We start from the raw sequence: 13399 nt of genomic DNA, 5'->3' as shown, positions 1-13399 counted from the left end.
CTCGACCGACGTCAGGAGCAGCCGATGAGCTTCAACGTGTCCGTGATGCTGCGCGAGACCGCGACGGCCACGCCCGAGAAGGCGTGCGTGGTGCTCGGGCGGCGCAGCTGGAGCTTCCACGAGGTGGACGCGGCCGCCGACCTCGTGGCCGCGAACCTGCGCGCCCTCGGGCTCGCACCGGGCACGGCGGTCGGGGTCCAGCTGCCCAACGTCCCGCAGTTCCTCTTCGCGTACTTCGGGATCACCCGGGCGGGCTGCGTCATGGTCCCCATGAACCCGCTGCTCACGGCCCGCGAGGTCGCCCACCAGCTGCGCACCGCGGACTGCGAGCTGCTGGTGACCACGGACGCGGTGGCCGCCGAGGCCCTCGCCGGTGCCCGCGGGGCCGGGGACGTCGCCGTGTACGTCGTGGGCACCGGTGCGGGTCCCCGCCCGGAGGGCACCCGCGACTTCGCCGAGCTGCTCGAGCGCCGCCCGCCCGTGGACACGGCGGCGACCGCGGCCGACGACACGGCGGTGATCGTCTTCACGAGCGGGACGACCGGCGCGCCCAAGGGCGCGGAGCTGACCCACTTCGGGATCTACATGAACTCCACGGCCTCCGCGGAGCGCGTGCCCGTGGACCCGGACGGCACGGTGCTGGCGGTCCTGCCGTTCTTCCACGTGTACGGGCTCACCAGCGTGCTCAACATCGGGGTGCGCCACGGGGTGACGCTGGTCCTGCTGCCACGGTTCGATCCCGTCGCGGCGATGGACCTGATCGAGCGGCACCGGGTGGTGCGGTTCTCCGCCGTCCCCACCATGCTGGTCGCCATGCTGGAGGCGGGCACCGCGGGCCGGGACCTCTCCAGCGTGGAGCGGGTGACCTCCGGGGGCGCCGCCCTGCCGGGTGAGGTCCTGCGCCGCTTCGAGGCCGAGTTCCCGAACGCCACGGTCCTGGAGGGCTACGGGCTGTCCGAGTCCACGAGCTCCGTCTCCGTCAACGTCTCGCGGGAGGAGCGCAAGGCGCTCTCCATCGGCAGGCCCCTGTGGGGCACGCAGTGCCGCGTGGTCGACGACGAGGGCGCCGTCCTGCCTCCCGGCCCCGAGCACGTCGGCGAGCTGCTCTACAGGGGGCCCACGATCATGAAGGGCTACTACGGGGACCCCGAGGCCACGGCGGCGGCGCTGCGGGACGGGTGGCTGCACACCGGGGACCTGGGCTGGATGGACGAGGACGGCTTCGTCTTCGTGGTGGACCGCAAGAAGGAGCTCATCATCCGCGGCGGGTACAACGTCTACCCCCGGGAGGTCGAGGAGGTGATCGCCGCGCATCCCGCGGTGTTCGAGGTGGCCGTGGTCGGCAGGCCGCACCCCCGGCACGGACAGGAGATCGTCGCGGTCGTCAGCCCCCGCCCCGGCACGGCCGTCAGCGCGGAGGAGATCGTGGCGCACGCCCGGCGCTCGCTGGCCGCCTACAAGTACCCCCGGGAGGTCGTCGTCCTCGCCGAGCTGCCGAAGACGGCCACGGGCAAGATCCGCAAGCGGGACCTCGCCGCGGACGTGGCCGCGGAGGCGTGACCGCGCGGCGCCGGGGTAGCGTGCTGGTATGACGCCCATCAGGACCCTGATCATTCTCGGCGCCACCGGCGACCTCACCTCCCGTCTGCTCCTGCCGGGGCTGGGCACGCTGCTCAGTTCGCAGCCGGAGCTGCGGATCGACGTCGTCGGCTCCTCCCGCCAATCCGAGGACGGGTGGGCGCAGGTGGTGGCGGAGGCCTTCGACGCCGTCGGCGCCTCCGGGCCCGCCGCCGCGCACACCCGGGAGACGGCCCGCTACGTGGCGGGCGACGTCACCGACGCCGGGGACCTCGCCGCTCTGCTCGACGGCGCGGAGGGCCCGGTCTGCCTGTACTTCGCCCTGCCGCCGGCCGTCACCGCCCGGGCCTGCGAGGCCATGGCCGGGATGGACCTGCCGGACGACCTGGTGCTGGCCCTGGAGAAGCCGATCGGCTCGGACACGGAGACCGCCCGGGAGCTGAACCGTCTCGTGGGCCGGCTCGTGCCCGAGGAGCGCACCTTCCGGGTGGACCACTTCCTCGGCATGCCGGCGGTGCTCAACTTCGTGGGGCTGCGCTTCGCCAACCGGCTGCTGGAGCCGCTGATGAGCCGGGAGCACGTGGAGTCCGTGGAGATCGTGTTCGACGAGACCCTGGGCCTGGAGGGGCGCGCGGGGTTCTACGACTCCACGGGGGCGCTGCGGGACATGGTCCAGTCCCATCTGCTGCAGGTGATGGCCCTGGTCATGATGGAGCCGCCGTCCTCCTTCGACCAGGTCGAGATCCCCACGCTGACCAGCCACGTGCTGCGGGCGGCGAAGCCCTGGCGGGGCGACCCCGCCGGGGCCGCGGTCCGCGGCCGGTACACCGCCGGCACCGTGGACGGCCGGGAGCTGCCCGACTACACGGCCGAGGAGGGGGTGGACCCGAGCCGCGGCACGGAGACGTTCGCCCAGGTCGTCCTCGAGGTCGACACCTGGCGCTGGAACGGCGTGCCGGTCACCCTGCGCTCGGGCAAGGCCGTGGGCAACCCGCGCCAGGAGATCGCCATCACGTTCCACCGCCCGCCGCACGACTACGAGCAGCTGCCGCACTCCGGGGACGTCGCGCCGAACGTGCTGCGCATGGGTCTCGAGGAGGAGCAGCTGTCCCTGGGGCTGAACGTGGGCGGGCCCTTCGACTCCCGCGGGATGACGCGGGTGACGCTCTCCTCGGGGATGGCCCGGCCGGGACTGACCGCCTACGGCAGCGTGCTGCGCGGCATCCTCGAGGGCGACCACACCTTCAGTGTCCGCGGTGACGCGGCCGAGCAGGGGTGGCGGATCGTCGACGAGGTGCTGGCCGCCTTCGAGGACGGCCGCGTGCCGCTGCTCGACTACCCCGCGGGCAGCTCCGGGCCGGTCTGAGCGCCGGCCCGGAGTTCACCGCCCGGAAGACCCGGTCACAGGTCGCCGATGGCGGAGCCGAGCAGGCGGACCGGCTCGAAGGCCTCGGCGTTGGTGTTCTTCGCCTGAGCGCCGCGGAAGGCGGCCATGCCCCGCACCCGTCCCGGGGTCATGTAGGGCTTGCCCGCTTGGTCGCGGTGGGAGAGCACGGCCTCGACCTTGACGTCCACGTAGCCGTCGATGTCCACGAACACGGACGGGTCGAAGTCGCGGGTCACCGAGGGGGACTCGAAGCACAGGATCGAGTGGTGGGCCCGTGCGGCGCGCAGGGTGGCCTGGTGCACCGCGTAGTGGTCCTGGTGCTGGTCGTGGGCCGAGTGGGTGAAGATCACATCGGGCTGGAACTCCTTGATCGCGGCCTCGATCGCGCGCACCAGGTCGTTGGTCACCGTCTCCAGCTTCGTGTCCGGGAAGTCGTGCACCCGCAGTCCCGACAGCCCGAGGAACGAGGCGCCGCGCTGGGCCTCGACCGGGCGCAGGCCGGCGTTGCCGCCGACCTCCCCGGAGCTCATCACCAGTCCGCGGACCTCGTGGCCGGTGTCGACCAGCTTGGCCAGGGTCGCCCCGCAGGCCAGCTCGAGGTCGTCCGGGTGCGCGCCCACGGCCAGCACCCGGCGGCGCTGCACCACGGTGGCCGCCGGGATCCGCCGCTCGGCGATGGCGAAGCCGAAGACGCCGGTGGCGACCAGCGTGGAGACCGCGATCGCGTCGCAGACCAGCGTCACGGGCATGATCGTGGCGCACCACAGGTTCAGCGCCAGCAGCACGGAGTAGACGATCACGATCGCCCGGCGCAGCCCCCTGGCGCCGACGATGAAACGCTTGTGGCGCTTGTAGTTCGCGTCCGGCAGCACGTAGGCGAGGACGATGGCACTCAGCAGAGCGCCCACGACGGATGGCAGCATGTTTCCCCCCAGAAATCATCAGCGCGACCCGGGCACTCCGTCGCGCCCGGGCCGTCGACGCCACCGGCCCCCCGACCGGTTCGGCGTCCACCCGACGCCGGTGGTGACCGGTGCGTCGGGTACCGATCAGTTTGCATGAGGAAACACATTTTTGCATCGGTTAACGGGGTTTCCGGGGACCACAAAACTGTCCACAACCGGGGTGGACCCCGCGGGCGGCCACCACTTTTATCGTCAGCCTGCTTTGCTATTCACCTGTTTCGTGTGAGACTGGGCGAACACGGCTCGACGAGCTCACCCTCGATGGTGACCACCACAGGAAAGAGGTATTTCCATGATCAGCACGATCCAGAACCTTGGTGTCCGCAGCGAGCACGCCTACGCGGCAGGCTTCGCGTCCATCGGCCTGTCCGTCCTGTCCTGGGCAGCCAGCCTCGGCAAGAGCAAGTCCAAGCCGCAGGCCGACCGCTGGGGCCTGTTCGTGGGCGAGTGGACGCCGACCTTCTTCGCGATCGGCATCGCCCTGAAGCTCGAGGAGAGCTCCTCCAAGAAGTAGGCTCCCCGTCCGGCGCGGCACCGTTCCCGCCGCCCGCAGGAGCACCGACGGCCCCCACCGAGCGAGGTGGGGGCCGTCGTCGTGTCCGCGCGAGGGCGTCAGCCGTCGATCCGCGGGAGGTCCTTGACCGCGGGGCCCTCCAGCAGGGCGCCGTCAGCGGCGAAGCGGGAGCCGTGCAGCGGGCAGTCCCAGGACCGTTCGGCGTCGTTCCAGCGCAGCACACCGCCGAGGTGGGTGCACACCCCGGAGATCCGGCAGGTGGTCCCGTCGACCGTCGACACGGCCACGGGCCGCCCGCCCTCACGGCCGACGATGCCGGCCCCCTCCGCCGGCGTCTCCGCGGGCAGTTCCTTCAGCTCGGCCTTGAGCCAGTCCTTCGGGGCGTTGAAGCCCACGCTCGCGTTGAACTTCAGGGCGGTGAGCACGTCCGACGGCGAGGTCACCCGCCGGCCGAGGGTCCGTGCCCACGGGACGTTCCCGCCGAGGATCTCGCTGCTGAGCGCGATCGCGGCGGCGACGGCGTTGCTCATCCCCCACTTGTTGTAGCCCGTGGCCAGGTAGATGTTGCCGCCGCCGCGCGGCAGGGCGCCGATGAACGGGATGACGTTGATCGACTCGTAGTCCTGGGCGGCCCACGCGTGGGTGCGCTCGGCGCCCGGGAAGTGCCGCTGGGTCCACTCCTCGAGGTCGTCGACCGCCGCCTGCGGAGAGGCGGAACGTCCCACCACGTGGTCGTTGCCGCCCACGAGCAGCAGCTCCTGGCCGTCGATCGGCACGGTGCGCAGCGTGCGGGTGGGGCTGTCCGCGGTGATGTACATCCCCTCCGGGATGGAGCCCGGCGCGCCGGGGACCCGGTAGGTCAGGGCGTAGGACCGGTTCGGGGACACCTTCGCGAAGTACGCGCCGCGGTCCAGGACCGGGATGCCGGTGGCGAGCACGAGCCGGTCGGCCCGGACCGAGCCCTCCGAGGTGCGCACGGTCAGGGGCGAGCGGAGTCCCGCGCCCGTGATCCGGACGCCCTCCACGAGCGTGCCGCCGCGTTCCCGCAGCTCGGCGACGAGGGCGCCGAGCACCTCCATGGGGTGGAACTGGATCTGGTCCGGCAGCGTGATCGCCCCGGAGACCTCGTAGGGCAGACCGGTGTCGCTGGTCCAGTTCACGTGCAGGTCCGCCGCACGGGCGGCTTCGAGCTCCTTGCGGAGCTGCTCGGCGCCCTGCGACGTCGTGGCGTAGGTGTAGGCGGCACGACGCTGGAAGGGGACGCCGCGCTCCTCCAGATAGCGGACCAGCCAGGACTGGCCCTCCCGGTTGCCCTCCACGTAGGCGCGGAGCACCTTGTCGGACTGGTGCCGGCGGATCTGGGAGAGCGTGGTGCCCTGCAGCAGGGACAGCTTCGCCGTGGTGTTGCCCGTGGTCACGGCGCCCACGGAGCGCGCCTCGAGGACGGCGACGCGCTGACCCGCGCGGGCCAGCAGGACCGCGGTGGTCAGCCCGGTCAGCCCGGCACCGGCGACGACGGTGTCGTAGTGCGCGCCGGGGACGAACTGGTCCGACGCCGCGGACGGGACCTCGTACGTGTCGAGCCATACGGATTTCATGGGGTTGCTCCCTCGTGGTCGGTGCGGGTCGGCGGACGGGCCGCGGGGCGGCCGGCCCCGGGTCGGCGCGGCGCCCGTGAGGAGGCCGTGCGGACGGCACGGCCGTTCTCGCGGGCGGCCATGGTGCCATCCTGTCCGCCTCGGAGTGGTAAGTCCACTGTCGGAGGGGGCCCCTAGACTCGTCCGCATGCCCCCGGATCCGTCACTGGTCGACATCACCCGCATCTACTACGAACCGGCGGCGGCCGAGCTGCCCCGCGGCCGGGAGGTGCTCGAACGGTGGCCGGACGCCACCCTGGTGGAGGTGCCCAGCCACTGGCAGATCCCGGAGCTGCACGGGGACGAGACCAACGTGCGGCGGTGGGTGCGGATCAAGCGCGAGGCACTGGTCCTGGGCGTGAAGAAGTCGCTGGCGGCGCGGCCCAACGGCCGGTCGGCGGACTTCATCGCGCCGTCCACGGCCAACGGGTGCGCCATGGCCTGCGCCTACTGCTACGTGCCCCGCCGCAAGGGGTACAGCAACCCGGTGACGGTCTTCGCCAACATCGAGCAGATCAGCGGATACCTGGACCGGCACATCCGCCGGCAGGGCGTGAAGCCGGAGCCCAACCAGTGCGATCCGGCCGCGTGGGTCTACGACCTGGGGGAGAACAGCGACTGCTCGGCGGACGCGCTGTTCAGCGACAACGTGCACGACCTCGTGGACCTGTTCCGCGGCCACCCCACGGCGAAGGCCTCGTTCGCCACGAAGTACGTCAACCGCGAGCTGCTGGACTGGGACCCGCAGGGACGGACCCGGGTGCGGTTCTCGCTGATGCCGGAGCGTCTGGCCAAGCTCACGGACATCCGCACGACCCCGGTGCGCGAACGGATCGCGGCGATCGACGACTTCGTGGCGGCCGGGTACGAGGTGCACGTGAACTTCTCCCCGGTGATCGTCACGGACACCTGGCTGGAGGACTGGGCCGAGCTCTTCGATCAGCTCGACGCCGGCCTGGGCCCGGCGGCCAAGGAGCAGCTCGCCTCGGAGGTCATCTTCCTGACCCACAACGCCCAGCTGCACGAGGTCAACACGCAGTGGCACCCCAAGGCCGAGGAGGTGCTGTGGCGCCCGGACCTCCAGGAGGCGAAGCGGTCACAGAACGGGGCGCTGAACGTGCGCTACCGGTTCCGGGACAAACAGCGCTGCCTGGAGCAGTTCCTCGACCTGCTGCACCACAGGCTGCCGTACTGCGAGGTCCGCTACGCGTTCTGAGCTGCGCGTGCCGAGCCTCTGGCGCCGGGAGCGACCCGGCGTCAGGCGACCCGGGGGTCGTAGCCGTCCGAGGGCCGGGAGACCGTGGTCAGCAGGAACACCGAGTCCTCCAGGGCCTCCACGGAGTGCCGCGAGTCGGTGAGGGACAGCAGGTCCCCGGAGGTGAGCTCCTCGGCGAGCTGGCCGCGCTTGAGCACCCGGATCCGCCCGCGCAGCAGCTGGAGCGTCGCGGCCGGTGGGGCCACGTGCTCGGCGAGCTCCCGGCCGGCGCACAGCGCCATGATCGTCTGGCGCAGGACGCCGTCGTGGACCACCAGTTCCGTGCTGCGTCCGCTGCCGGCCGTGCGGGCCTTCGCCAGGTTGGTGCCGACAAGGTCGTCGAGGCGGGGCATGGGTCCTCCTGGTGGGGCGGCGGCCGGGCGTGGTCAGAGCAGAGCGCCCTCGAGGCGCAACAGGTATTCCTTGCGTGCCATGCCTCCGGCGTAGCCGGTGAGCCGGCCGTTGGCGCCGATGATCCGGTGGCAGGGGACGAGCAGGCTGACGGGATTGCGGCCGTTCGCCGCGCCCACCGCCTGGGCCGCCCTGGGCGCGCCGATCGTGCGGGCGAGCTGTCCATAGGTGCCGGTCGTCCCGTACGGGACCTGCGCGAGGGCGTTCCACACCCGCACCTGGAACGGGGTGCCGTGGAGCACGACATCGGCGTCGAACTCCTGCAGCCGGCCGGCGAAGTAGTCGTCCAGCTGTTCGCGCACGTGCGGCAGCACGTCGTCGTCCCGGGCACCGAAGGAGTCGGGGACGGGCCCCTGCCGCGCCCCCTCGACGGACAGCGCTGCAAGCGCACCGTTCTCCTCCACGAGAGCCAGCGGGCCGATGGGTGACTCCACCAGCGCATGGCGGCGGGTGGTCGAGGCGGAAGATGCCGGGCTCAGTCTCAGTCCCATGGCGCAATTCTATGTCGCACGCAATTCCTCCCGCGGCTTGCGGGCGAGGCTGTAGGACGGTTCCCGCAGGCGGCAGGTCCAGTCGTAGTTCTCGGCGCCCGCGGGGACGTTGAGCAGGGGGTCGAAGCGCTCGTCGTCCCCGAACGGCACGCCCGGAGAGAGCTCCACGGTGGCGAAGCGGCGCCACGGACCGAGAGGGGTGGCCCAGGACAGGCTGAGTCGCCACGGCTCGGCCGTGACGGAGGCCCGGAACCGGTCGGGGCGGGCAGGAAGCCGCTCCGCACGGGGCTCGGGGTGCGCGGCCAGCAGGACCGGGCCGTTCAGGCCGCGGTAGGGCATGAAGGACGTGAACGGGCTCTCCGGGACGTACCGGTGGAGGGTCGGCACGAACCGCGAGAGCCGCCCGCTGCCGGCGGTGGCGAGAAGGATGTCGGCGCGGCCGTCGCTGCGGCCGTCGATCTGGCCGGAGGGCGGCACCGGGCAGCGCAGGGCGAGGCCCAGGATGTCGGGCCACCCGTGCGGGAGGCCGGCGGAGCGGGAGAACCGGACGCGCATGGGGTCCTCGCCGGCCTCGTCGATCCAGCGGATGCCGCTGGATCCGCCGCCGGTGCGGGTCAGGACCCCCTCGAGTCCGACGCCTTCGGAGTGGATGGGCCGCTGCGGCCGGAACTGCTTGAGCAGGACGAACGGCACGCGGAGTGCGGAACCGAGCAGGGCACTGATGGGGACGGTCGTCATGGGCACACGGTACCCGCGGTGGACGTCCGGGCGGTCAGCGGAGACGGACGCGGATCGGTCCGCGAGCCGACCGGCCGTCGACCACGCGGCCCTGCTGGGTGATGTCCACGAGCCCGTCGTCGGCCAACCGGTACGCCTCCTGACGCACGTCCTCCATCAGGTCCCGCCAGCCGACGGGGGCCAGTGCTCGGGCCGCCTCGGAGGGGCAGACGGTCTTCTCCGCGCCGCGGCGGCGCACCAGATCGAGCAGCACCGAGCGCATCTCGGCGGGCGACGGGGTGGTCACGAGAGGCTCCTCTCCCTGTGGGACGGCTCATGGTACCGGCGCGGGCCTCGGCACGGGACTCCTGGACCGGTTCTCGCACTCCCCCGGAGAACTCCCGGCAGATCTCGGCCCGGTCCGTCTCCCCGCGGAGGGCGTTCTCCAGGCTCCGCTGCCCGGCGGTGGTGCTGGTCATGGTTCATGGTCCCAGGCCGCTCGGACAGCCCGAGCCGCGATCCGCCTCACCGAACGGAGAGGCTCAGCGGCGCCGGCCCGTCACAGGGCGGGCGCCGCCTCCGGCTCAGGCCTCCGCGAACGGGTAGTCGGTGTAGCCCTCGGCGCCCTGGGAGTAGAAGGTCCGCGGGTTCGGCTCGTTCTCGGCGAGGCCCTCGGCCCACCGGCGGACCAGATCGGGATTGGCGATCGCGGGACGGCCGACGACGACGCCGTCCGCCACGTCCTCCTCGAGCAGCCGGACACCCTCCTCACGACTGGTGGGGGTCCCGAAGCCGCTGTTGGCGAGGAACACCCCGCCGAAGGCGCGGCGCAGCCCCTGCACCAGCTCGCCCTCCGGCTCACGGTGCAGGACCGAGAGGTACGCCAGGCCCAGATCGGCCAGGCCGGTCGCCAGGGCGGTGTAGGTGGCCACGACGTCCTCGTGCTCGAGCTCCCAGGCGTCCTGGATGTTGTGCTCTGGGGAGATCCGCAGGCCGACCCGCTCCGCGCCGATCTCGTCGACCACGGCACGCACCACCTCGAGCACGAAGCGCGCGCGGTTCTCGGGGGTGCCCCCGTACTCGTCGGTGCGCTGGTTGGCGCCCGGGGCGAGGAACTCGTGCAGCAGGTAGCCGTTGGCGCCGTGGAGCTCCACTCCGTCCAGCCCGGCCTCGACCGCGTTGCGGGCGGCCCGCACGAAGGAGTCCACCACGCCGGGCAGCTCCTCGGTGGTGAGGGCGTGCGGCACGGGCAGCGCGGACTTGCCGCGGTAGGTGCGGATCTCGCCCTCGATGGCGACCGCGCTGGGCGCGACCGGCTGGGCGCCGCCGTTGAGGTCCGGGTGGGAGACCCGGCCGGCGTGCATGACCTGCATGAAGATCCGCCCGTCGGCGTCGTGCACGCTGTCGGCCACGCGCCGCCAGCCCTCGACCTGCTCGGGCGTCTGGATGCCGGGCTGGAAGGCGAAGCCCTGCCCGACCACGTCGGGGTAGGTGCCCTCGGTGACGATGAGGCCCATCGAGGCGCGCTGGGTGTAGTGCTCCACGTTGAGCTCGCCGGGGACGCCGTCGCGGCCGGAGCGCATCCGGGTCAACGGGGCCATGACGAGACGGTTCGGCAGCCGCAGGGAACCGAGATCGAGCGGGGTGGTCAGGGAGGACTTCGGCACGGGGAAACCTTTCATCAGGGAACTGCTTCTTTCCGTGTCAACGGGATCGGGGGCCCAGATATTTTCGCCTCCGGTGTCTCCTGCCTCACATTCCCGGTCGGTGACCGTCACCGGGGGCGGACTCCGGCGGGGTGCGACGCCGCGAACACGTCCTATCCCGCGCGCGATCGGCCGTAGCCGCGCGGCGTGGCCCCCAGGACCGAGCGGAACTCCCGGGTGAGATGGGCCTGGTCCGCGAACCCGAGCTCCGCGGCGAGCACCCCCAGGTCCGTGTCCGGGTCCGCGCGCATCCGTTCGGCGGCCTCCTGGAGCCGACGACGGCGCAGCAGCAGCTGCGGCGGCATCCCCACGAACCGGGCAGCGAGCCGTTGCAGCGAGCGCACGGACACGTGCAGCTCCCGCGCCAGGTCGTCCGGGCTCCGTGCCCCGGTGCCCGACTCGACCAGATCCACCAGCCGGTTGGCCAGGACGCCGTCCCGCGCGGCCTCCGAGGGCAGTCCCGCCGCCCGGGCACGGACGTGCTCCACGACCAGCGCCGCGGCGCGCTCCCGCCGGGCGGCGGCGTCCCGGCCCGGCCCCGCACCGGCCATCGACTCCGCCACGGCACGGTGCAGTCCCGGCGCCTCGAGCGGCACCGATCCGTCGAGCAGACCGGCCGGGCGCTCCGTGAACAGCAGGACCCCCGCCGGGCGCAGCAGCGCGCCGACCGCCCAGCCCTGCCCGGTCAGCACCCGGGTGGACGCGCGGGTCGTGGGCCCGTGCAGCGCCACCCCGTCGGGTTCGACCACCACGTTGCTCGCCGGATACCCCAGCACCAGCTGCTCGACGCGCTCCCCCGGCGGCAGGCTCCACTCGGGGATCCACAGCTGCCGGACGAGGTGGGCGACGTCGTCGGGCGCGGGAAGGCGCGTCACCGTGGCGTGCGGTCCCGGGGTGAGGTGGCCCCGCGTGGTGGGCGGCTCGCTCATGACCCGAGCGTAGCCACCGCTCCCTCCGGGATGTCGGGAATCTTCAAGACCGTGCCGGACCCGCGTCCTAGGCTCGCGGCATGAGCACAGAACAGGGCGTCCGCGGCGTCACCGGGACGCACACGACCGACGGCACTCCGCACGGTTTCACGTCCCTCACCCCGTTCCTCGCCGTGGTGGACGCCGCCGCGGCGATCGACTTCTGCACCAGCGTCTTCGGGGCCGTCCTCGTCGACCGCACCGACATGCCCGGCCCGGACGGGACGCCCGTCGTGGTGCACGCGACCCTCGACCTCGGCAACGGGCGCTTCCAGCTCGGCGAGGCGAACCCCGCCTTCCACCTCGTCCCGCCGCCGGGCGGCGACGAGGCGTGCTGCTCGCTGGGCCTCTACGTCCCGGACGTCGACGACGTGGTGGCCCGTGCCGTCGCGGCCGGCGCCACGGTGCGCGAACCCGTCAGCACGTTCGTCTCCGGGGACCGGTACGGCAGCATCCGCGACCCGTTCGGCATCCGCTGGTCGATCATGACGCGCGTCGAGGACCTCTCCGACGAGGAGAGCAACGCTCGCGTGGCCGAGTGGGCGGCGTCCTCCGGCCAGGAGTGACCCCGACACCCGTTCCCGGGCACATCGTGTCCGGGCGGGGGCGCGGGGCACCGGGCCCTTCCGCCGGGCACCGGGTCCGGGCCCCGTGCGCGGACTCCTCAGCACCGCCCACGGGGCCCGGTTCCCGGGACGCATCACCGGCCACCGGCCCTCCAGCCCGCGATCGGCGACCACCAGCACTCCCTGGTGTCCCGGGGAACCCCCGCAGGACCCAGACAACCACCGCGGGCTGAAGCGCACCTGAAGCGGCACGTCACGGGTCTCCTGCCACGCCGCTGCTCAGCCGCGCAGCCGCAGCAGCGCCCTCGTCGTCGCGTCCCCGTACCCACCGCCGAACCGCACGGCGTGCACCAGCAGCGGGGGCAGCTGGTACCACGGCACCCGCTCCTCCCAGCCCGGGGCGAGCGGGTGCTGCGCGTGGTAGGCGGCCAGGCAGTCCTCGCCGAAGCCGCCGAAGAGCAGCATCATCGCGATGTCGATCTCCCGGTGCCCCCAGTACGCCGACGGGTCGATCAGCCAGTTGCGCCCTGCGGCGTCCACGAGCCGGTTGCCGGCCCAGAGGTCGCCGTGCACGAGCGTCGGCGGCTCCTCTGGCCCGGCGAACTCGCGGGCCCGCGGCGCGAGCTCCTCCAGGAGGTCAGCGGCACGCTTGTCGATCCGGCCGGACGCGACCGCGTCCTGCATCAGCGGACGGATCCGCCGCTCGAGCAGGAACTCCGCCCAGTCCTGCGTCGGGGACAGGTCCACCTCGAAGGAGCCGATCCGCCCGGGCAGCTCCGGGGCCAGCGCGCCGAATGCTGGTCCGTGGACGCGGTGCAGGTCCGCCAGACCCCGCCCGAAGGCCTCCTCGGTCCCGGCCCCGCGGGGGCCGGTCGACTCCTCGATCCACTCGAGGACGATGCCGTCCTCCGACCAGCGCACCACCTCCGGCACCCCGAGGGACTCCGGTGCGTGCTCCCGCAGGGCCTGCAGCCCGGCGACCTCCACCGCCATCATCCCGGCGGGCGGGTCCGCCATCGTCTTCGCGAACAGGGGACCGCGGGCCGTCTCGAGGCGGAACGCGGCGGCGGTGTCGCCGCCGCCGAGCGGGCGCGCGCGGCGGACGCCGAGGTCGTCGACGAGGTCAGGGGGCAGGTCCAAGGAAGTCATGACCCCGTTCTACTGCATGGGCGGCTGCCTGGCGCAGCAGTGGTGTCCGGAGGTG

General features: G+C 72.7%; 14 protein-coding genes. 5 read left to right on the top strand and 9 right to left on the bottom strand.

All coding sequences use genetic code 11. The annotated features are described in order from the left end of the window. Nucleotides 1-24 precede the first annotated feature (24 nt). Both PU704_RS12355 and PU704_RS12350 read left to right on the top strand, forming a co-directional pair. Nucleotides 25-1560, top strand: coding sequence for an AMP-binding protein (locus PU704_RS12355; RefSeq protein ID WP_277551555.1), 1536 nt, complete (start codon nucleotides 25-27; stop codon nucleotides 1558-1560). 28 nt (nucleotides 1561-1588) lie between these two features. Continuing rightward, nucleotides 1589-2944 carry a glucose-6-phosphate dehydrogenase gene (locus PU704_RS12350; RefSeq protein WP_277551554.1) on the top strand — a complete coding sequence of 452 codons (1356 nt, stop codon included), beginning with the start codon at nucleotides 1589-1591 and terminating at the stop codon, nucleotides 2942-2944. 35 nt (nucleotides 2945-2979) lie between these two features. On the opposite strand, the gene PU704_RS12345 is transcribed toward PU704_RS12350, so the two are convergent. Continuing rightward, the gene (locus tag PU704_RS12345; protein WP_277551553.1) at nucleotides 2980-3888 is read right to left on the bottom strand and encodes a PIG-L deacetylase family protein; all 909 of its coding nucleotides are present in this window, start codon (nucleotides 3886-3888) and stop codon (nucleotides 2980-2982) included. Between the two features lie 334 nt (nucleotides 3889-4222). Between PU704_RS12345 and PU704_RS12340 the strand changes: the two genes are divergently transcribed. Continuing rightward, nucleotides 4223-4444 (top strand): hypothetical protein, encoded by a 222-nt coding sequence (locus PU704_RS12340; RefSeq protein WP_047802332.1) that lies wholly within the window; start codon nucleotides 4223-4225, stop codon nucleotides 4442-4444. Nucleotides 4445-4542: 98 nt separating this feature from the next. Here PU704_RS12340 and PU704_RS12335 read toward each other — a convergent pair whose 3' ends face one another. Further along, entirely contained in the window at nucleotides 4543-6042 is a 1500-nt protein-coding gene (locus PU704_RS12335; RefSeq protein WP_277551552.1) for an FAD-dependent oxidoreductase, read from the bottom strand. Nucleotides 6043-6229: 187 nt separating this feature from the next. On the opposite strand from PU704_RS12335, the gene PU704_RS12330 reads away from it, so the two are divergent. Next, nucleotides 6230-7297, top strand: a complete 1068-nt coding sequence (locus PU704_RS12330) for a spore photoproduct lyase family protein (RefSeq protein WP_277551551.1) — start codon at nucleotides 6230-6232, stop codon at nucleotides 7295-7297. 41 nt (nucleotides 7298-7338) lie between these two features. On the opposite strand, the gene PU704_RS12325 is transcribed toward PU704_RS12330, so the two are convergent. The 6 genes from PU704_RS12325 to PU704_RS12300 form a co-directional block, all read right to left on the bottom strand. Next, a complete protein-coding gene (locus PU704_RS12325; RefSeq protein WP_047802335.1) occupies nucleotides 7339-7689 on the bottom strand; it encodes a cupin domain-containing protein in 351 nt (116 codons plus the stop codon). Nucleotides 7690-7722: 33 nt separating this feature from the next. Then, nucleotides 7723-8238, bottom strand: a complete 516-nt coding sequence (locus tag PU704_RS12320; RefSeq protein ID WP_047802336.1) for a methylated-DNA--[protein]-cysteine S-methyltransferase — start codon at nucleotides 8236-8238, stop codon at nucleotides 7723-7725. A 9-nt stretch (nucleotides 8239-8247) separates the two neighbouring features. Then, complete coding sequence (locus PU704_RS12315) at nucleotides 8248-8976, bottom strand: hypothetical protein (RefSeq protein WP_277551550.1); 729 nt, start codon at nucleotides 8974-8976, stop codon at nucleotides 8248-8250. A 34-nt stretch (nucleotides 8977-9010) separates the two neighbouring features. Then, nucleotides 9011-9262 carry a DUF3253 domain-containing protein gene (locus tag PU704_RS12310; protein ID WP_222844982.1) on the bottom strand — a complete coding sequence of 84 codons (252 nt, stop codon included), beginning with the start codon at nucleotides 9260-9262 and terminating at the stop codon, nucleotides 9011-9013. A 277-nt stretch (nucleotides 9263-9539) separates the two neighbouring features. After that, nucleotides 9540-10637: an alkene reductase gene (locus PU704_RS12305; protein WP_047802338.1), complete on the bottom strand. Its 1098-nt coding sequence runs from the start codon at nucleotides 10635-10637 to the stop codon at nucleotides 9540-9542. Nucleotides 10638-10774: 137 nt separating this feature from the next. Then, entirely contained in the window at nucleotides 10775-11590 is an 816-nt protein-coding gene (locus PU704_RS12300; RefSeq protein WP_277551549.1) for a helix-turn-helix domain-containing protein, read from the bottom strand. A gap of 80 nt (nucleotides 11591-11670) precedes the next feature. Here PU704_RS12300 and PU704_RS12295 point away from each other — a divergent pair, with 80 nt between their 5' ends. After that, a complete protein-coding gene (locus PU704_RS12295) occupies nucleotides 11671-12195 on the top strand; it encodes a VOC family protein (protein WP_277551548.1) in 525 nt (174 codons plus the stop codon). Between the two features lie 279 nt (nucleotides 12196-12474). Here the strand turns inward: PU704_RS12295 and PU704_RS12290 are convergent, their stop codons facing one another. Further along, nucleotides 12475-13344 (bottom strand): fructosamine kinase family protein, encoded by an 870-nt coding sequence (locus tag PU704_RS12290; RefSeq protein ID WP_277551547.1) that lies wholly within the window; start codon nucleotides 13342-13344, stop codon nucleotides 12475-12477. Between the last annotated feature and the right edge of the window lie 55 nt (nucleotides 13345-13399).

Origin of the sequence: Kocuria oceani, assembly GCF_029524215.1 — a bacterium.
Taxonomy (GTDB): domain Bacteria; phylum Actinomycetota; class Actinomycetes; order Actinomycetales; family Micrococcaceae; genus Kocuria; species Kocuria oceani.
The sequence above is the reverse complement of the archived record's forward strand: the minus strand, read 5'-3'. Positions and strand labels throughout refer to the sequence as shown.

Coding starts and splice junctions, on each gene's coding strand:
- PU704_RS12345 (WP_277551553.1), bottom strand. CDS start 3,888: ATGCTGCCATCCGTCGTGGGCGCTCTGCTGAGTGCCATCGTCCTCGCC.
- PU704_RS12320 (WP_047802336.1), bottom strand. CDS start 8,238: ATGGGACTGAGACTGAGCCCGGCATCTTCCGCCTCGACCACCCGCCGC.
- PU704_RS12355 (WP_277551555.1), top strand. CDS start 25: ATGAGCTTCAACGTGTCCGTGATGCTGCGCGAGACCGCGACGGCCACG.
- PU704_RS12340 (WP_047802332.1), top strand. CDS start 4,223: ATGATCAGCACGATCCAGAACCTTGGTGTCCGCAGCGAGCACGCCTAC.
- PU704_RS12325 (WP_047802335.1), bottom strand. CDS start 7,689: ATGCCCCGCCTCGACGACCTTGTCGGCACCAACCTGGCGAAGGCCCGC.
- PU704_RS12290 (WP_277551547.1), bottom strand. CDS start 13,344: ATGACTTCCTTGGACCTGCCCCCTGACCTCGTCGACGACCTCGGCGTC.
- PU704_RS12335 (WP_277551552.1), bottom strand. CDS start 6,042: ATGAAATCCGTATGGCTCGACACGTACGAGGTCCCGTCCGCGGCGTCG.
- PU704_RS12305 (WP_047802338.1), bottom strand. CDS start 10,637: ATGAAAGGTTTCCCCGTGCCGAAGTCCTCCCTGACCACCCCGCTCGAT.
- PU704_RS12330 (WP_277551551.1), top strand. CDS start 6,230: ATGCCCCCGGATCCGTCACTGGTCGACATCACCCGCATCTACTACGAA.
- PU704_RS12315 (WP_277551550.1), bottom strand. CDS start 8,976: ATGACGACCGTCCCCATCAGTGCCCTGCTCGGTTCCGCACTCCGCGTG.
- PU704_RS12350 (WP_277551554.1), top strand. CDS start 1,589: ATGACGCCCATCAGGACCCTGATCATTCTCGGCGCCACCGGCGACCTC.
- PU704_RS12295 (WP_277551548.1), top strand. CDS start 11,671: ATGAGCACAGAACAGGGCGTCCGCGGCGTCACCGGGACGCACACGACC.
- PU704_RS12300 (WP_277551549.1), bottom strand. CDS start 11,590: ATGAGCGAGCCGCCCACCACGCGGGGCCACCTCACCCCGGGACCGCAC.